Annotated in this window: 13 protein-coding genes; 4 read left to right on the top strand and 9 right to left on the bottom strand. The window is 66.3% G+C overall.

Translation table 11 applies throughout. From position 1 onward, the window contains the following. Positions 1-26: 26 nt before the first annotated feature. Entirely contained in the window at positions 27-2,888 is a 2,862-nt protein-coding gene (locus tag AC5P5S_RS04265; RefSeq protein ID WP_087802463.1) for a TonB-dependent receptor plug domain-containing protein, read from the bottom strand. Between the two features lie 629 nt (positions 2,889-3,517). Here AC5P5S_RS04265 and AC5P5S_RS04260 point away from each other — a divergent pair. After that, positions 3,518-4,405, top strand: a complete 888-nt coding sequence (locus AC5P5S_RS04260) for a hypothetical protein (RefSeq protein WP_140416072.1) — start codon at positions 3,518-3,520, stop codon at positions 4,403-4,405. A 56-nt stretch (positions 4,406-4,461) separates the two neighbouring features. Here the strand turns inward: AC5P5S_RS04260 and AC5P5S_RS04255 are convergent, their stop codons facing one another. Beyond that, a complete protein-coding gene (locus tag AC5P5S_RS04255; RefSeq protein ID WP_024957020.1) occupies positions 4,462-4,869 on the bottom strand; it encodes an ExbD/TolR family protein in 408 nt (135 codons plus the stop codon). 150 nt (positions 4,870-5,019) lie between these two features. Between AC5P5S_RS04255 and AC5P5S_RS04250 the strand changes: the two genes are divergently transcribed. Beyond that, complete coding sequence (locus AC5P5S_RS04250; protein WP_012481262.1) at positions 5,020-7,005, top strand: transglycosylase SLT domain-containing protein; 1,986 nt, start codon at positions 5,020-5,022, stop codon at positions 7,003-7,005. A gap of 206 nt (positions 7,006-7,211) precedes the next feature. After that, positions 7,212-8,432 carry a multifunctional CCA addition/repair protein gene (locus AC5P5S_RS04245; RefSeq protein ID WP_062605641.1) on the top strand — a complete coding sequence of 407 codons (1,221 nt, stop codon included), beginning with the start codon at positions 7,212-7,214 and terminating at the stop codon, positions 8,430-8,432. A 79-nt stretch (positions 8,433-8,511) separates the two neighbouring features. Here the strand turns inward: AC5P5S_RS04245 and AC5P5S_RS04240 are convergent, their stop codons facing one another. The 3 genes from AC5P5S_RS04240 to AC5P5S_RS04230 are packed head-to-tail and all read right to left on the bottom strand — an operon-like array spanning position 8,512 to position 10,372. Further along, the gene (locus AC5P5S_RS04240; protein ID WP_005411035.1) at positions 8,512-8,946 is read right to left on the bottom strand and encodes an SseB family protein; all 435 of its coding nucleotides are present in this window, start codon (positions 8,944-8,946) and stop codon (positions 8,512-8,514) included. Between the two features lie 49 nt (positions 8,947-8,995). Further along, positions 8,996-9,331, bottom strand: coding sequence for a hypothetical protein (locus AC5P5S_RS04235; protein WP_043034012.1), 336 nt, complete (start codon positions 9,329-9,331; stop codon positions 8,996-8,998). A gap of 3 nt (positions 9,332-9,334) precedes the next feature. Then, complete coding sequence (locus AC5P5S_RS04230; protein ID WP_062605638.1) at positions 9,335-10,372, bottom strand: S41 family peptidase; 1,038 nt, start codon at positions 10,370-10,372, stop codon at positions 9,335-9,337. 411 nt (positions 10,373-10,783) lie between these two features. Here AC5P5S_RS04230 and AC5P5S_RS04225 point away from each other — a divergent pair, with 411 nt between their 5' ends. Further along, positions 10,784-11,218, top strand: a complete 435-nt coding sequence (locus AC5P5S_RS04225) for a hypothetical protein (protein WP_062605636.1) — start codon at positions 10,784-10,786, stop codon at positions 11,216-11,218. Between the two features lie 209 nt (positions 11,219-11,427). Here AC5P5S_RS04225 and AC5P5S_RS04220 read toward each other — a convergent pair whose 3' ends face one another. The 4 genes from AC5P5S_RS04220 to AC5P5S_RS04205 all read right to left on the bottom strand — a co-directional run bounded on the left by AC5P5S_RS04220 (position 11,428) and on the right by AC5P5S_RS04205 (position 18,000). Further along, positions 11,428-14,457 (bottom strand): autotransporter family protein, encoded by a 3,030-nt coding sequence (locus tag AC5P5S_RS04220; RefSeq protein WP_062605635.1) that lies wholly within the window; start codon positions 14,455-14,457, stop codon positions 11,428-11,430. A gap of 299 nt (positions 14,458-14,756) precedes the next feature. Continuing rightward, positions 14,757-15,824 carry an acyltransferase family protein gene (locus AC5P5S_RS04215; RefSeq protein WP_062605633.1) on the bottom strand — a complete coding sequence of 356 codons (1,068 nt, stop codon included), beginning with the start codon at positions 15,822-15,824 and terminating at the stop codon, positions 14,757-14,759. Further along, positions 15,824-16,972 (bottom strand): N-acetylglucosamine-6-phosphate deacetylase, encoded by a 1,149-nt coding sequence (gene nagA, locus AC5P5S_RS04210; RefSeq protein ID WP_062605631.1) that lies wholly within the window; start codon positions 16,970-16,972, stop codon positions 15,824-15,826. Before nagA ends, AC5P5S_RS04215 begins: the two co-directional genes overlap by 1 nt. Further along, on the bottom strand, positions 16,972-18,000 hold the full coding sequence (locus AC5P5S_RS04205; protein ID WP_049450606.1) for an SIS domain-containing protein: 1,029 nt from the start codon (positions 17,998-18,000) through the stop codon (positions 16,972-16,974). The genes nagA and AC5P5S_RS04205 overlap by 1 nt, the downstream gene beginning before the upstream one ends. Positions 18,001-18,004 lie beyond the last annotated feature (4 nt).

Genomic DNA, 18,004 nt, shown 5'->3' with positions numbered 1-18,004 from the left:
GGGCTGAGCCCGGCGCCGCTCTCACATCAGAACCGCAGATCCGCGCGCAGGTACCAGTAGCGGCCACGCGGGATGTCGTAGGTCGAAGCGTCGTAGCCGTTCAACGAGCACGACAGGCAGATCGGCGGATCCTTGTCGAACACGTTGTTCAGGCCGGCGGTCAGCTGCAACCCCTTCATCCAGTCGATCTTGTAGCCCACCTGCATGTCGTGGAAGGTGGTGGCCGACAGCGTGTTGGTGCCCGCTGCCTGGTTGCTGCACACCGGGAAGGCCGCGGCATCGCCACAGTTCTCGGTCAGCTCGGAGATGTGCCGCACCGTCCAGTTGGCGCTCCAGCGGTCCATCGTCCAGCCGATGCTGGCATTGCTGGTCCACTCCGGAATCGAGCTGTCGGCCACTTCCACGCCCGGCTTCTGCGGCTGCTTCTGCCCGGCCGCGCCGGTGGCCTCGTAACGGCCGACGAAGGTGTTCTTCCACGCCAGCTTGAACTGGCCGATGGAGGTCTGCGGCAGGGTCCAGAACAGATCCACGTCCCAGCCGTCGGTCTTGATCGAACCCAGGTTGGTCAGGCGGTTGTTGAAGCTGCTGACCGCACCGGTGCTGGCACGGGTGATGCCATCGCAGTAGATCGGGTCCAGCGTATCCACGCACAGGTCCAGCTGGGTCTGCGCGTTGATCGCCTGGATCGCACCATCGATGGCATGGCGGTAGAAGGTCACCTCCACATCGAAGCGTTCCGACCACGACGCATTGTTGCCGAACCATGGGCTCCACACGAAGCCGGCGCTGAAGCTGCGCGAGCGTTCCGGCTCCAGCTCACGGTTGCCGCCGGTGGTCACCGAGATCTGCGAGTTGGCCTGCTGGAAGCCGGCCGGCACGCCCAGCGCGGCACAGTTGGCGGCGCTGCCACGCGGCGGAGTGCCGCCCAGACCCACCGAGCACGGGTCGAACAGCTGCAGGTCGGCACGCGCCGCCGAGCCGTACAGTTCACCGATCGACGGTGCGCGGAAGCCCTCGGCGTAGGTGGTGCGCAGCACGAAGTCATCGGTCACCTGCCAGCGCAGGCCGTACTTGGGCGTGAATTCACCACCAAAGGTGGAGTAGTCCGAATAGCGGCCGGCCAGGCTCAGGTCCAGCTTCTTGCCGAACGAGGAATCGGCGAAGATCGGCACGCTCAACTCCAGGTAGGCCTCGTTGACGTCGTAGGAACCGGAGGTCGGCTGCGACGGTACGCCGTTGTAGTGGCCGATCACCGTCAGCGGATCGGGCTGGTAGGAGCCCTTGTACTTGCGGTACTCGAAGCCGGTGGCGAACGATACCGGACCGGCCGGCAGCGAGAACAGCTCGCTGGACAGGTTGGCGGTGAACAGGCTCAGTTCGTTCTGGCTGCGGTCGCGCACCACCGGCTGGATCCACTTCAGCATGTCCGGGGTGATCGAACCGACGCCGCCGAAGATGTTCAGCGGCACGCAGCCCGGCGTGGCCGCACAGATGGACGGATCGCCCAGCGCCATGTTCACCTTGTAGATGTCATAGCTGCCGTAGTTGGTCTGTTCGGCCTTGTTCTTGCTGTACATGCCGTTGACATCCCAGTACCAGCTGCGGTCGGCGGCATGGAAGTCACCGACCAGGCCGGTGGCGAAGTAAGTGGTGTCCACTTTCTGCTTGAACACGCGCGCACCGCCTTCCACCGGGCGACGACCGATCAGGCTCATGTTGTCACCGGAAACCAGATCGAAGCCGAACGGGTTGTACGGATTCAGGCGCGAGACCACGATGTTGTCGGCCAGCGGATTGCCGGTCGCGCCATCGGGGCCGAAGAACAGCGGCTCCGGGCCGGCCTGGTTGGTCGACTCACGACGGTTGCCCAGTGCCTTGACGTACCACTGCACGTTGTCGGTGATGTCGAAGCGGAATTGACCGAACAGGCCTTTGCGCTCCGACGGCGTCAGCACCATGTTGTGTTCGGCGAAGTTGAAGCGGTCGGCGGTGGTGAAGCAGTGGTAGTCATCCGTGCGGCTGCAGCCGGCGCTGCCGTCGTAGCGCGGATTGCTCACGCCGGTATTGGGCACGATGTTCTGCACCGCACCGGTGTTCGGGTCGGTGAACATGAAACGGCCCTGCGGAATGCCACCGCTGCCGAACGCCAGGCCGGTGCCGGGAATCGGGAAGCGCGACTGCTCGCGGTCCTTGGCAAATACAGGATCCTGCTTTGTCCAGCTGGCGCCCAGGAACAGGCTGAAGCGGTCGCCACTCTTGCCCCAGGCCAGGTCCACGCCCTTCTGCGTGCCATCGCCCTTGCTGTACTCGCCGTAGTTCAGCGTCACCTGCCCACCATCGAAGTCACGGCGGGTGATGATGTTGACCACGCCGGCAATGGCATCGGAGCCGTACAGCGACGACGCGCCATCTTCCAGCACCTCGATGCGCTCGACGATGGCCAGCGGAATGGTATTGAGATCGGTGGCCGAGCCGACGCCGGAGGCGGACGACTCATTGACCCAGCGGATGCCATCGACCAGCACCAGCACGCGCTTGGCCCCCAGATGGCGCAGATCGACCTGCGCCGAGCCGGCACCCACGCCACTGCCATCGGGCGGGAAACCGAAGTTGCCGGACGAGTTGAACTTGGCGTTGAGCGCCGAACCGGAACCGGTGAGCTGCTGCAGCACTTCGCCGATCGAGGTCAGGCCGGTGCGTTCGATGTCACCGCGCGTCAATGTCTGGATCGGCACCTGGCCTTCGACTTCAGCGCGCTTGATGCGGGTACCGGTCACTTCCACCGCATCAAGGTTGGTGGTGGACTGCGCAGCGGCACCCAACGGTGCCAGGGCCGTCACGCACAGCGCAACGGCAACCGCCAACGGGCGGTGATGCAGGTGAATCATTCGCTCTCTCTCCAAAGGAATGTCGGGACATGGACTGCCGCGCTCCCCCCTGCGTGGCGGCAGCGTCTCCTTTGTAAACAAACAGTAAAAGCCACGGCGTGATGATCGACACTCTTTCACGCGGAATTGACGCAATTGCAGGCCGATTACGTCAGATAGCTGCAGGTTATGACCGGACGATACTGTTCGCTGTGAACGTCGTTAATGCCGGGTGCGACAGCCGTTTCCCGGCTTTCCCGCAATTGGGCAAGTGCTCTTGCCGATCCGTCCAACGACAATGCGCCTTCGCCATCGGCAGCATGATGATCGCCGTTGCCGTCGGTTGACGGTCTCGATCAGATCGCTTTCTAGCTGGAACTCATACCAAGATGGTGAGTAACCCGTAGGGAGGAGCTCTTGCAATGATGGACTGCAGATCGCCGGGATCACCGTGCGAACGTGAGGCACTCAATGTCTGCTCTTTCGGATCCTGCCATCTCGATGACAGAGCTAAATGCATCGACTAGCTTGAACCTACGGAGCAAATTCAGACAACATTTAGGAACAGTTTGAAAACTGCCCGTCAAACGGATTTTCGGGGCCGACCAAGGTGAGACTGAGAACCCCAGTCATTCTCATGAGGCTCAATTGTGAAAACAATCACCGTCATGATCCATGTCGCGATTGTCACGGCATTGCTTCTGTCCCCGGCAAGCGAATCGAGAGCGGGGGGCCTGATTGAATGCAACAACTGTGCATCTCCCAAGGATGCAGCCCTGATGTCAGGCTCCGGGTTGGCGGTTGTAATGGACTTCGAAAAAGCCCGACTGAGCGCCTTCGAAGTTGAATATGATCGCGAGATCAGAAAGTGGCGCGCACTTTCGACACCGGTTCCCGCACAGATTCAAATGGCCTTCCTACGAATTCTGGATGCGACGTCAGCCTTTCGAGCGTCACCTGAAGAGGCCCACGCGATGGCAGGAGGCGGATCAGTAGTCGTGCTGCATCCAGACAACCCCGGAAACACCAATGGAGTGAGGTTTCCCGAGTCTTACAAGTCCTCCAATACCTTCGACATCGTCGCCTCAGCCACACTGAGAACCAGACTTGGCCAGTATCTAGCCACAGAACTGGCAGGAGCCAATACGGGAAGCCCAACCTGGAACAGCATTGCGCTCTCGATTCAACAAGCGGCCCTGAACTGGGCAGGTCTCAAAGGTGGCGGATCCATAGCAATAATGATCACATGGCGTGACGGGTCAAAGACGCTTTATCGAGTAACACCCGACAACGTGGCCGAAGCCAAGTATCAGAAGGGCGAAAGTCGCGACAGCACAGGCAACAAGGTTCCTGACGACTCCATCGCCGACCCGATCTCCGCCCCTTCGTACGCCGGACAATACTATTTCGGCCAGCATCGTGACCTGGACAACTGGGTCAGATCCGCACAGATGTATGGAGTCCCCGTCCAGCGCGGAAGCAGCAGCCGCATCTCGTGCAGTTGGGATGGTCGCACAGTCTACTGCCAGCAATACTGACACCCACATCCGCCGCTCATGTCGCAATCTCCCCATGAGCGGCGGTTTAGATAGCCCTACCGCACGAACGCAATGCGCTCCATACCGGTGGCCTCGGCAGCGGCCAGAATCCGCGCCATGCCTTCGTACTCGGCCGCCGGATCGGTGGCGATGCGCAGCTCCGGCAGGTTGCCGGCATGTTCGCCCACCTGTGCCTGCAGGCGCACCTGCAGATCGCCAATGGCCATCGGCTGGCCATTCCAGCTGAGCTGGTTGCCAGCGTCCAGGCTCAGCTCGATCGGCGGTGGCGGTTCGGGGCGATCGATCGTGCGATCGGTGGCCTGTGGCAGCTGCACGGCAATCGGCCGGGCCACGATCGGCGCGGTCACGATGAAGATGATCAACAGCACCAGCATCACATCCACCAGTGGCGTGACATTGATGTCCGCCAGCGGGCCGCTTCTTCCTGCGCTACTGAACGCCATGTGCCGCTCCGTGCAGCCGGGCCGTTCGCCCAAGGCCGACAGTACGTCGCCTTCCGTCACCTGCGGCAGTGCCTGTACGGGTTCGTTCAGCTGTCGTTGCCGACGCCCGGCGTGCACGCAATGCGAAACTGAATTCAGCCAGTCCCCGCTATGCTGGACGCCATGACCCGACGCTCTTCGACCGCCCTGTCCCTGCTGCCCTTGGCCACCACGCTGCTGATCGGCTGCGCCAATGCCCAGTCCCTCGACGCCCAGAACGCGCAGCTGAAGGCCGCGATCGCTGCCGCCGAACGCGGCCAGTTCGATCCCGGCCAGGCCGCCGCACTCAGCCGCCATCCGGCTTACGGCTGGCTGGAGTACGCCAACCTGCGCCGCAACATCGACACCGTCGATACCGCGCAGGCGCAGGCCTTCCTCAAGCGCTATGACGGCCAGGCCGTGGCTGCCACCTTCCGCAGCGTGTGGCTGCCCTCGGTCGCGCGCCGCCAGGACTGGCCCACGCTGCTCGCCAACTGGGCGCCCACCGACAACGTCGGGCTGCGCTGTGCGCAGCTGACCGCGCGCCAGATGACGGGCAAGGTCGATCCGCAGTGGATCAGCGAGGCACAGGACCTGTGGCGCAAGAACGGCAAGTCGCTGCCGGACGGCTGCGACGCGGTATTCGCAGTGCTGCAGGCACAAGGCGGCCTGAGCGACGCCCTGCGCTGGGAGCGTATCGATGCCGCCGCCGACGCACAGCAGCCGGCCGTGATGCGCAGCGCCGCACGCGGCCTGCCCGCCGCGGACCTGGCGCAGGCCAACAGCTACGCCGCCTTCGTCGACAAGCCCAATGCCAGCGCGTTGAACTGGCCGCGCAACGAGCGCAGCCGGCGCATCGCCACCGACGGCCTGGCCAAGCTGGCCAAGGCCGACCCGGCCGCCACCGAACAGCAGTTGCCGCAGTACGCCCAGGCGCTCGGCCTGAGTGCCGAGCAACAGGGCCAGGTGCTGTACCAGATCGCGCTGTGGACGGTGGCTTCCTACCTGCCCGATTCGGCACGCCGCCTCAACGCAGTGCCTGAATCGGCGTATGACGAACGCCTGCATGAATGGCGCGTGCGCGAGGCGATGTCGCGCGGTGACTGGCCGGCGGCACTGACCGCGATCCGCAAGATGGCCAGCAAGCAGCGCAGCGACCCGCGCTGGCGCTACTTCGAAGGCCGCATGCTGGAGAAGACCGGCCAGGCCCAGCAGGCGCAGCCGTTGTTCCGCGATGCGGCGCGCGCACCGACCTTCCACGGTTTCCTGGCTGCCGACAAGCTGCAGCAGGGCTATACCCTGTGCCCCTGGAAGCCGAACGACAGCGCGCAGGCACAGGCGGTGATCGCGCGCGACCCGGCCATCCAGCGCGCGATGGCGCTGTACCAGATCGACCGCACCGGCTGGGCCGTGGCCGAATGGAACAGCGCGCTGTCGCGCTTCGATGACACCCAGCGCCGCCTCGCGGTACGCGTCGCGCAGGACAACGGCTGGTTCGACCGCGCCGTGTTCGCGCTCGGCAAGCAGCCGCAGGAACAGCGCCTGTACGACCTGCGCTTCCCGCTGCACCACGACGCCACCATCCGCCGCGAATCGGCACGCAACGCGATCGATCCGGCCTGGGTGGCGGCGGAAATCCGCGCCGAGAGCACGTTCACCCCGCGTGCGCGCTCGCCTGCAAACGCCATGGGCCTGATGCAGGTGCTCCCGGCCACCGGTGCCGGTGTGGCCAAGTCGATCGGCCTGACCGGCTACGGCGGCGCCGACAGCCTGTACGACCCGGACACCAACATCGCCATCGGCACCGCCTACCTGCGCCAGCTGATGAACAAGTACGACGGCCTGCCGTACGTGACCATCGCCGCCTACAACGCCGGCCCGACCCCGACCGCGCGCTGGCAGAGCCAGCGCCCGGGCTTTGACCCGGACCTGTGGATCGAAACCATCAGCTACAAGGAAACCCGCGAGTACGTGGCGCGCGTGCTGGCCTTCAGCGTGATCTACGACTGGCGCCTCAACGGCGATGCGCTGCCGCTGAGCGACCGCCTGATGGGCCGCCTGGTGGACAAGCGCAAGAACTTCAGCTGCGCCGCCAACGCCGAGCAGGGCGGGGATTGATCGCACTGCGGTAGTGCCGGCCGCTGGTCGGCATTCCCCGGTATCCACGCCCTGGGGAGTGAAACGATGAGCCTGCTGGCCTGGATCAGGCTGGCCGCTGTATCGGTAGCGCCGGCCGCTGGCCGGCAGCTTCGGGGTGACTGCGGTTGCCGGCCAGCGGCCGGCACTACCGGTGCATCTGCGCCGGGCATGCGATGATTCCAGTCATGAAGATCTATCTTGTCGGCGGCGCCGTACGTGATCGCCTGCTGCAGCGCCCCGCCGGCGACCACGACTGGGTGGTGGTTGGCGCCACGCCCGCGCAGATGGAAGCGCAGGGCTACACCGCGGTCGGCCGCGATTTCCCGGTATTCCTGCATCCAAAGACCGGTGAGGAGTACGCACTGGCGCGCACCGAACGCAAATCCGGCCGCGGCTATCGCGGCTTTGTGGTCGATGCCGACCCGGGAGTGACGCTGGAAGAAGACCTGCAGCGCCGCGACTTCACCATCAATGCGATTGCCTGCGATGAGGAGACCGGCACGCTGGTCGATCCTTACGGCGGCGTGCGTGATATCGAGCAGCGCGTGCTGCGCCATGTCGGCCCTGCGTTCGTGGAAGATCCGTTGCGCGTGCTGCGCGCGGCGCGCTTCATGGCGCGCTTCGCGCCGCTGGGCTTCACCGTCGCCGAAGAGACCATGGCGCTGATGCGCGAGATCGCCGCCAGTGGCGAACTGGATGCACTGGTGCCGGAGCGAGTGTGGCAGGAACTGCGCAAGGCGCTGGTCAGTGAGCAGCCCTCCGCCTTCCTGCGCACGCTGCACGATGCACATGCACTGGGCCCGATCTTGCCCGAGCTCGAAGCACTGTATGGCGTGCCGCAGCGTGCCGAATTCCACCCGGAAGTCGATACCGGCATCCACCAGGAAATGGTCAGCGACATGGCGGCGAAGCTGGCCCCCGGCGATGACCTGGTCGGCTTTGCCGCGCTTACCCACGATCTCGGCAAGGGCCTGACCCCGCCGGCGGAGTGGCCGCGCCACATCATGCACGAACAGCGCGGCATCAAACCCCTGAAGGCACTGTGCGCGCGGTTGAAGATTCCCTCCGAGCACCAGCAGCTGGCCGAAGCGGTCTGCCGGGAGCACTTGAACGTGCACCGCATCGACGAACTCCGCGATGCCACCGTGTTGGAACTACTGGGCCGCTGTGATGCGCTGCGCCGGCCGGAGCGCGTGGCCCGCATCGCACTGTGCTGCGAGGCCGACAAACGCGGCCGGCTCGGCTTCGAGGACGCCGACTACCCGCAGGGCGAAACGCTCAAGCGCCTGCACCAGGCGGCACTGTCAGTACAGGCGCGGGACCTGGATACCACCCATCTGAAGGGCCCGGCCATCGGTGAAGCGTTGGCCAAGGCGCGCGTAAAAGCCATCGCCGCCGCCCGCTGATCCGCAACCGCCGTGGCGGCCGCGCACCGACTCCCATGGGTAGTGCCGGCCGCTGGCCGGCAACCCTATATCGCTGGCTTCAATGCGCCATCCCGCGGGTGATCGCCGCCGCCCGCTGCTTCAGCTGGGCCACGGCATCGGGAATCATCTCCATGCCCACGTCCAGGCCGGGGTTCAGCACCAGGCCGACGCCGTCGCCGATCCCGGCCAGCAGCGCGTGCACCGCGATCGGCATGGCGTGGGCGAACTGCGGCAGCTGCTCATGCCACAGGCCAGCGCGCTCAGGCGCGGTGAACACCGCGAACATCGGCTCGCCGCTCTCGCTGGTCAGCACCAGCGGCGAGATGCTCTCGTCCCAGGCACCGTCTTCGCCGATGGCCTTGTCCAGCAGCACGAACGCCGTCGAGGTCAGCAGGCCATCGAGGAACTGCGATGCGGTCAGCGTGCCGTCCTGGGCCTGCAGCAGGCGCACCTCGAGGTCGTTGAGGGGTTCGAACGGGGTGTCGTGGTCCATGGTCGGTTCCGGTACGTGGTTGCAGGGCAGACTTTAACAGGCCCGCTCCTCAACCGAGGAATCCGTGCCGCCACAGCCAGCCCAGCGCGGCCAGCCCGGCCACGCCGACCAGCATCAACGGCAGGCCGAAGCGGTGCCGCCACGGGATCGGCACCCCGCCCAGCTGCTGGTCCATGGTCTCGGTATCCAGCACCCAGCCGTGCCCGCACCGGGTGCAGGCCAGCTCGTAGCGGCGCTGGTAGGTGAGGCCAAACAGCAGGTCGATGCGCGCCATTTTGTAGCGCAGTTGCGGGGCGAACTCGGTTTCCGTCTGGCAGCGCAGGCAATGGTGGGCTTCGGTTGGGCCGACCACCACCACCCGCTCCTGCTGGCCGATCAGGATCATGGATCAGCGGCCCTGGCAGGCGGGTTGGGCCAGCAGCCAGGCTTCGGCAGCGGCCAAAGTGGCGGCATCACCCTCGATACGCTGGTCGGGCTCGATCTTCAAGCCATCACCACGATCATTGCGGTCGCGCATCACGGTGGTGGTCAGCAGCAGGCGACTGCCATCGGCAAGCGTCTGCACGACATTGCCAGTGGAGACACCCGCAGTGGGCTGACCGAAACTCCGCGTCTGCGGACGACCACGCCACGCCAGCACCGAGGCCTCGCCCGAACTGCCGGTGCGCGGCCCGAACAGCACCGCCACCGGCGCGCCGGGCTGCCGCAGCACATAGCCGGACTGGCCGAAGTCCAGCACCGACTTGCCTGCACGCTGCACGGCGGTCGCGGTCAACGTCCAGCGCTCCGGCCCCTGTGCAGTTTCGAACGACCCCACATCTTCGTTGTTCACTACCGAGGTGCGCAGCAGCGGTGCCATGCCCAGCAGCATCGGCCACATGTTGCCACCGCTGTTGTCACGCAGGTCGACGATCCAGCCACAGCGCGCGCCGTCGTCCTTGCTGCGGATGACCTGCTGCCACCGCGCGGCACGCTGGATGTCCTGGCGGAACTTTTCCTGCGGCGTCGCGCCCGGCGTGGAGGCATAGCCCTCGATGACCACCCAGCCGATGCGCATATCCACCGCATCGGCCGCCTTGGCCCGGTCCACGGCGGCGGCGCCGGCCTGCTGCGCGCGCGCAAGGGATTCGCTCTGGCGCTGGGTCGTCGTCCATCCGCCATGATTGCCCGTGCTGACCGCAATGGCTTCGCGCAGAACGGCCAGCCGTTGCGCCGGGTCGCCCTGCGCCGATTGCAGGCGTACGCGGGTGGCGGCCCAGTCCACCCGATCGCGATACAGCGCCTGGCGTTCAAGCAGATTGAGGATCTCGGCCTGGGCCTCCGGCGAGGGCACCTCGACCGCGCCTGGCGTATCGGCCATGGCGCCGGTCGCCAGCAACACGAGCATCAGCGCGCCGATGCGACGCACTCCCTTGCGAACCTGCATGTGACGTTTCCTTGTCGTTGAGGCAGGCGCACAGCATAGCCCGCAGGTGATGGCTTTCGCCATGCGCGAACTGTCGTATCTGGCCCCGCCGCGGGTTGCAGCAAGACAGCGTGCACGCGATCAGTAAATTGCAACTTTGCCCATGTCATTGCCACGTAGAACGCGAGAAGGTTGCCTCCGTCGGCGCCTCCTGCGCTGGCCGGGATTGGCGTCCTGAATCAAACATCGAAACGATCGAGTTGCCGCCTCAGCGGCAATCGCGACAATGCACCGGCTTGCCCATGGCGGGCGGTGCGTGGGGATCCTCGTGATCCGTCGGCTTTTTTTCGTTTCGATTTTGACCGGCACGCCAACCCGCACCGCCCGCCACCTTGCACGCCGCAGGTGGCCTTGCCTCGTGAGGTTGCCGCCATGAACACGCCCCACCCCACCTATCCACGCCTGCAGGCATTGCTCGGCGCTGCACTGCCCGGCCTGCAGCTGCCCACTACCGCCGCCGAAGCGTTGGAAGATGCACTCGCCGAAGCCAACGAACAGGCGCCGCCCTCCGCATTCTTCGCGCGGTTGCGCGGCATCGCTCACAGCCACGCAGCCGACGGCCAGGCGTGGCGCGAGCGGCAACTCAGCGAGGGGCGCGGTCGGGAACTGGCCGAGGCGACGCGTTGCCTGGCGGCGTTGTCTGCGTGCGGCGGGGTACTGCTGGCTGCACAGTCTGCGCGCGAGACGGACGATGCGCAGGCGCAGTGTCCGCCGCAGGTGGAGGAAGGCCTGCTGCATGCAATGGTGGTGTTGGCCGATCATGCCGGCGCGCTGGTGGAAACGGATGCGTGCGCACCGCTGCTGTAGAGCCGAGCCGTTGCTGGGCTGCGCGGAGGTCATGGCATCGGTGGGATTCGTGCCGACCAAGGTCGGCACCTACCAGAGCAGGTCATGGCAGTGGAAAGCATCGTGCCGACCAAGGTCGGCACCCACCAGAGCGGATCATGGCGTCGATTGGCCCTGTGTCGACCAAGGCCGACACCCACCAGAGCGGGTCATGACACCCGTACCGCGCGCTACCAGTCCGCGCGCAGGCCGATGTTGCCTTCGATGATGCGGCGCTTCTCGTTGCGGTCGCCACCCAGTTCACGGGTGTAGTCGGCCACCGCGTACGCGCTGATGGTGCGGTTGAAGCGCCCTACCGCGCCGACACCGGCTTCGAGTGCACGCGAGCGCTGCGAATTGAAGATCACGTCATCGTCGAAGCGGATACGGTCTTCGCCGGAACGGCCGTGCCAGTAGTTGAGCTTGAAGTACGGCTGCCAGCCGTTGTCGGCCAGCTGATAGTCGCCGGCAAGGCGCAGGCCGACGCGGCCGGTCCAGGCGTTGTCGTTGTCGAAGCGTACGCTCGACACCGCATCGCGGCGGTCGTCCAGCGAGGTGCGTTGCCAGATCACCTGCACCTGCGGTTCCAGCCACCATGCGGACTGACCGAAGTGCAGCAGCGGTTTGCCCGCCTCCACCGACACGCTGGTGCCATCACCCTTGATCCCGAAGCCGAGCCCGCGCGAGGAACGCACGCGGCCGTCGTAGCGGCTCTGCATCGCCACGGCGTCGATGTAGCCGCCACTGCTGTCGGTGAAGGTCCAGTACAGGCCCACGTGCTTGTCGTCCAGGCGGTTCTGGCCTACCTGCACGTTCTCCCAGCCCAGTGCCAGGCCGGTGGTCTTGCCCTGCGCGCGGGTGCGGCCGACGAACACGCCGATCTGGTTGCGGTGGTTGTCAGAAGCAGCAGCCCACACGTCGATGCCGGCCTGCAGGCCAATCACGTCGCCATCGAAGCCGGGCTGCGCATCGCCCTCCCAATGGATCTCGCTGCTCTGCCCCACCAGACGGCCCCAGGCGGTGCGGAACGCACCCTGGCTGTACAGCAGGCGCTGCTCGCCCTGCCGCTCGTGGAAGGTACCCAGGCTGGCCAGCGAGGTCTCGCGCAGCAGCGGCGGCACCACGGCATAGGCAGCAGTCTCCACGCGGTACAGCGGCACCACCGCGCCTTCGGCGGGGCGTGCGCCCGGCGTCGGCGGCGTACCGGTTCCGGGCAGCGCACCGCCGGCCATCGGCACGTCCGGCACCGCGGGATCACTGGGCGGCGCCACAGGTGCCGGTTCCGGCGGCGGCGGCGGCGGCGCGGTCTCGCCGGCAGTCAGGTCTGGATCGGTGGCGCCTTCGGGCGGCGGCGGCGGTGCCGGGGTGATCGGTGGCGGTGGTGCGACGGGTGGCGTCGGCGGCGGCGGCACGCCATTGATACCGCTTCCGTTTGGCGCTGGTGCCGGGCCGGCCACCAGGGTCGAGCGCAGGTACCAGTTCTCGCTGGTACCGGCACTGACACCACCCTTGAACAGGAAGTACTCGTAGGCGCCGGCCGCCACCGGCGCGAACAGCGAGAACGCACCCGGCGCGGTGCGGCCACCATTCAAGGCCTGCACCACCAGGATGCCATCGGCCAACGTGGCAGCGCCGCTGCCGCCGGCATTGAGCACGCCGATGCCGGTCGTGCCGGTGACGGCACCACCATCGATCACCAGGCGGTCGCTGGTTGAATTATCCGCCCCCAGAACGGTGCGCAGGTACAGACCACCACCGTCACCGCGGTAGTTGCCACGCACGGTGAACACGTCGCCGGCGCCAGTACCGGTCAGGTCGATGCGCCCGGCATTGACCATCTCCACCAGTCCACCACTGTTGAACGGACGGACGGCATGGCTGCCACTGCCCGCGTAGACGGTGCTGGTGTCATCCACCGTGAGCGTGCCGGTGCCGGTTCCGCTGTCGCCCAGCACCAGATCGCCATCAAAGGTCAGCTCGGTGCTGTTGGCCAGGCTGATCGCCTCCCAGTTCTGGAAGCGGCCCACGCCCGTGGTCTTGACGTTGTTGAAGTTGAGCTGGTCGATGCCACTGCCGCCGTCGAACAGCGGCACCGCACCGAGGTTGCCCTGGTTGAGGCTGCTGAGGTTGGCCACATCGTTGTCCGGCCCCATGTCGATCGCGCCGTAGACGATGCCACCGCCACTCCAGTTGAAGGTGTCGCTGCCGGTACTGAGCAGCACCTGCCCGCGCACGGTGCCATCGGTGATGGTCACGCTGTCGTTGCCGCCACTGACACTGATGTTGCCGCCGATGTAGGCCGTGCCCGAGATGATGATGGTATCGGTGTCGAAGCCGGTCACCACGTTGCCGTCCACCGTACCGCCAGACTGGTCCCACAGGTTCTTGTCCAGCTTCATGTTGACGCGGCCGATGCGGCCAGCGGTCATCCAGGCCTGGTCGCCATCTTCGAACGCGCCGATGATGCGGCCACCGCTCATGCGGAAGGTATCGATGTTGTCGCCCTGCTGCAGCGCGCCTATCGTGCCGCCACTCATGATGAAATCATCGCGGCCACTGCCCTGCGCCACCACGCCGGTGACGGCGCCGCCGGTGACGGTCATCTGGTCATCGCCGCCGCCCTGGTCGACGCTGTCGATCGTGCCATCGCTGAGCAGCAGCACATCGTTTCCATCGCCCTGCAGGATGCCGCCGCTGATGCTGCCGCTCTGCATCTCGAGGCGATCATTGCCCGCATCGAACTGTACGCCGGTGCGCCCGCTGATCGTTCCTCGATTGACCAGCACGCTGTCGCCCGCACCGACGAACTGCAGGGCGGTGTTGTTGCCGGTGCTGATGCTGCCGGTGTTGTCGACGCGGCTGCCACCCCCAAGCTGCACGGTTACACCGCCGACCGAACTGATCGCGCCCTGGTTTGACAGCAGGTGACCACCGGCGCCGACCAGCGCGATGGCCGATCCACCACCACTCTGCTGCAGCTGTGCACCGGCGGCGACATTGACGGTGATGCCGGCCGCACCATTTGCGGTAACGGGAGTGGTCTGCGGATTCGGCGCGTTGGTATCACAGGTGACCGTCTGGCCGGCAGTCGGTGCCGGGCTGTTGCAGCCGGCCCAGGCAACGCTGGCGGTCGTCAGAAGCAGGGAGGGAACGGCGAGGGCCTGCAACACGGAAACAGCAAGGCGGCGCGGACGGAACGCACGCGGAACGGCACGGTACATGGGGCACTCCTGGGCGGGCAATCAGGAACTGCGTATGTGCGGCACGGCGCTTGCAGTCTGCCGTGTGGTGAACCATTTCGATAGGTGAACTTGCGTGCGGGAAATCACAGTTCAGATGTGAAATCGCCCAGCCCTCACGCCGATGTGATGTGGCTGAAATCGTTCATTTTTTCCGGCATCCGGAATCACGCGCAAAGCATCCATGCATGGCGTGGATCTACTGATCCTGGATCGCCAATCGATTCGCTCATGGCACCTGGTAAATCTACGTCATGCCTGGATGCCGTTGGCGGATGGGGTCAGATCTTCAGGTAGATCTTCCGCTTATCCAGCCACCACGCCACGCCCCACCACAGTGCGACGAACACCAGCGCCTGCAGCATCGACGCCAGCTCCAGCGCCTGCGGCATCGCGGTGGCCAGCTGCTGCCAGATCCACCCCCAGATCCCGGTGGCCATCAGCACCACCGACATCACCGATGCCCCCAGGTACGCGGTGATCGCATTGACCCCGAAGCGCCGGCCGAGTGCCGGCCAACCCTTCTGGTCGATCAGCACGTGGCCCAGCCACAGCGCCAGCGCGGCCAGGCCGCCGGTCCACAGCACGTAGCTGGGCGTCCACAGCTGCTTGTTCAACGGCAGAACCACGGCCAGCAGCAGGCCCAGCACAGCGGTCGCCATGCCCAGCCCTGCCAATGCCGCCGAACGCCCGTTGCGCAGCAGGCCACCGGCAAGCAGGCCGAGCACGGTACTGGCCAGCGCCCCCAGCGTGCTCAGCAATCCTTCCGGGTCATGGCCCAGTCCGGTATCGGCATGCCACTGGTAGATCCACGGTGCGAACAGCGCGGTATCCAGGCGGCTGGCCGGGTTGGTCCACGGCGCCAGGTCGCCGATGCCCAGCAGCAACACGGTGTACCCCACCAGCAGCGCGATCAAAGCGCCCACCTGCACGCGTGGTCGCACGTAGACCGCCAGTACGCCCACCAACGCCGCACACACCGCGATGCGTTGCAGCACGCCCCAGATGCGGAAGTGATGCGTATCCAGTGCCCACCAGATCAGCAGGTGCAGCAGCGCACCGGCCACCAGGATGCGCAGCGCGCGCTCCAGCACGCCGCGCGCCAACGCGGGTCGCGCCGCCGCATCCTGCGCGCGCGGTGCCACGCTGAAGGCCATCGACACGCCCACCAGGAACAGGAAGAACGGGAACACCAGGTCGGTGGGCGTGCAGCCATGCCATTCCGAGTGACGCAGCGGCGCAAACACCGCACTCCAGTCACCCGGGTTATTGACCAGCAGCATCGCCGCCACGGTGATGCCGCGCAGGGCATCGATCGAGCCCAGCCGGCGTGGCGGCGAACTGTTCATCAGGCGGCCTCGTACTGCCCGGCAATCCAGGTGCCCCGCACCTGCAGGGCGTCGTCCAGCAGCACCAGGTCGGCCTGGTAGCCCTCGGCGATGTGGCCCAGGCGATCATCGACATTGAGGAACTGCGCTGGGTACGTCGATGCCATGCGCGCCGCTTCGGCCAGCGGCTGGCCAAGCAGCTGCACGGTGTTGCGCACCGCGGTGGCCATGTCCAGCGCCGAGCCGGCCAGCGAACCGGCAGCATTGCGCACCACGCCGTCGACGGCGGTAATGGTTTCGCCGTACAGCACGTAGCTGGGATCGTCGGCACCGACCGGCGGCATCGCATCGGTCACCAGCAGCAGGCGGCCTCGCGGCTTGGCCGCCAGCGCCACGCGCAGGCTGGCGGGGTGCACGTGAACGCCATCAACGATGATGCCGATCCAGCTGTCGCGGTCCTCCAATGCGGCGCCCACCGCACCGGGCTCACGGCCCTGCAGCGGCGACATCGCGTTGTACAGGTGGGTGAAGCCACGCACACCGGCATCCAGGCCGGCACGGATCTCTTCGTAGGTACCTGCGGTGTGCCCGGCGGCAACGATCACGCCACGCTCGACCAGCGCACGGATGGTCTCCAGCGGCACGCGCTCCGGCGCCAGCGTCAGCACGGTCACACCGTTGTCCAGCGATGCCGCCAGCGCGATTTCTCCCTCGTCCGGCACGCGGAACTTGCTGGCATCGTGCGTGCCCTTGCGCGCCGGTGCGATGTACGGGCCTTCCAGGTGGATGCCGATCACGCCTGGTACACCCTGCGTGATCGCCTCGCGCATCGCAGCGATCGCTTCGCGCATCACTGCCACGTCATCACTGATCAGGGTCGGCAGCATCGCCGTGGTGCCGAAACGGCGGTGCGCCTGCGCGATGGTGCGCAGTGCCGCCACGTCCGGCGTGTTGTTGAACAGTGCACCACCGCCACCATTGACCTGCACATCGATGAAGCCGGGCAGCAGCCAGCCGCCACCCAGGTCCACCTGCTCGGCGGCATGGCCGAGCTGCGGTGCGGCGTCGGGCAACAGCGCGCTGATGCGACCGTTCTCGATTACCAGCGCCAGATCATCACGGAAGTCGTCGCCCGCCAGGATGCGGGCATTGCGCAGGACGGTCGCCATTACACGGTCTCCGTCACCTTGTTCAGGTGCGGCGGCAGGTCCGGGTTGAAGCCACGACGCAGCGCCAGCGCATTGATCGCGCGGTAGAAGCTCTGCACGGTCAGCAGCGGTGCGCACAGCGGGTGCGGCGCAGCAGCCACCGGCAGGTTGCCGCCAGCACCGGCCATCCATACCTGTGCGCCACGCGCGGTGAATTCCTCGACGACGGCACGGGTGCCGGCGCCGGTTTCATCCGGCTGGGCAAAGGCCAGCACCGGGAAGCCGCGGTCGACCAGCGCCATCGGGCCGTGCTTCACTTCAGCCGAGCTGTAGGCTTCGGCATGCAGGCTGCAGGTTTCCTTGAACTTCAGCGCCGCTTCCTGCGCCGCCCCCAGGCCCAGGCCACGGCCGAGCACGAACAGGTTGGTGGCCTCGACCAGGCCTTCGGTCACCGCGCTCCAGTCGCACTGCCACGCCTCACGCAACGCGTCGGGCAGCAGGTCCAGCGCAGCGCGCAGGCTGCTGTCCTGCTTCCAGTACGCGGCCAGCTGCAGCAGCGCGGCCAGCGACGCCAGGTAGCTCTTGGTCGCCGCCACGCTCTTTTCGGCACCCGCGTGGAGCGGAATGACCGTATCGGCCAGCTGCGCCAGCGGTGAATCCTCGACGTTGACCAGCGCGATCACGCGCGCACCGGCCGCCTTGGCGGCCTCGGCGTTGCGCAGCAGGTCCGGGCTCTTGCCCGACTGCGAGATGACGATGAACAGTGCGCCGCGCAGCTGCAATGGTGCGGCGTAGACCGACCCCACCGATGGCGAGGCCGACGCGACCACCAGGCCCAGCTGGGTTTCCAGCAGATACTTGCCATAGGTGGCGGCGTGGTCGGAGCTGCCGCGTGCACAGGTGACCACGAACGGCGGCGGTTCAGCACGCAGGCTGGCGGCCAGGGTTTCCATGGTGGCGTGGTTGCGCGAGAACTGGCGCGCGACCACGTCGGCCGCTTCAGCGGCCTCGGCGAACATCAGGGTGGACGTGGGGTCTGACAGCGACATGGCA

The sequence above is a fragment of the Stenotrophomonas sp. YJH_SMC_54 genome, from assembly GCF_059368435.1.
Note: the sequence above shows the minus strand (reverse complement) of the source record. Positions and strands in the feature narration are given on the sequence as shown.

Bases quoted from the DNA above. Each gene is read 5' to 3' on its own strand.
- AC5P5S_RS04265 (WP_087802463.1), bottom strand. From the start codon at position 2,888: ATGATTCACCTGCATCACCGCCCGTTGGCGGTTGCCGTTGCGCTGTGC.
- AC5P5S_RS04255 (WP_024957020.1), bottom strand. From the start codon at position 4,869: ATGGCGTTCAGTAGCGCAGGAAGAAGCGGCCCGCTGGCGGACATCAAT.
- AC5P5S_RS04250 (WP_012481262.1), top strand. From the start codon at position 5,020: ATGCTGGACGCCATGACCCGACGCTCTTCGACCGCCCTGTCCCTGCTG.
- AC5P5S_RS04245 (WP_062605641.1), top strand. From the start codon at position 7,212: ATGAAGATCTATCTTGTCGGCGGCGCCGTACGTGATCGCCTGCTGCAG.
- AC5P5S_RS04240 (WP_005411035.1), bottom strand. From the start codon at position 8,946: ATGGACCACGACACCCCGTTCGAACCCCTCAACGACCTCGAGGTGCGC.
- AC5P5S_RS04235 (WP_043034012.1), bottom strand. From the start codon at position 9,331: ATGATCCTGATCGGCCAGCAGGAGCGGGTGGTGGTGGTCGGCCCAACC.
- AC5P5S_RS04230 (WP_062605638.1), bottom strand. From the start codon at position 10,372: ATGCAGGTTCGCAAGGGAGTGCGTCGCATCGGCGCGCTGATGCTCGTG.
- AC5P5S_RS04225 (WP_062605636.1), top strand. From the start codon at position 10,784: ATGAACACGCCCCACCCCACCTATCCACGCCTGCAGGCATTGCTCGGC.
- AC5P5S_RS04220 (WP_062605635.1), bottom strand. From the start codon at position 14,457: ATGTACCGTGCCGTTCCGCGTGCGTTCCGTCCGCGCCGCCTTGCTGTT.
- AC5P5S_RS04215 (WP_062605633.1), bottom strand. From the start codon at position 15,824: ATGAACAGTTCGCCGCCACGCCGGCTGGGCTCGATCGATGCCCTGCGC.
- nagA (WP_062605631.1), bottom strand. From the start codon at position 16,972: ATGGCGACCGTCCTGCGCAATGCCCGCATCCTGGCGGGCGACGACTTC.
- AC5P5S_RS04205 (WP_049450606.1), bottom strand. From the start codon at position 18,000: ATGTCGCTGTCAGACCCCACGTCCACCCTGATGTTCGCCGAGGCCGCT.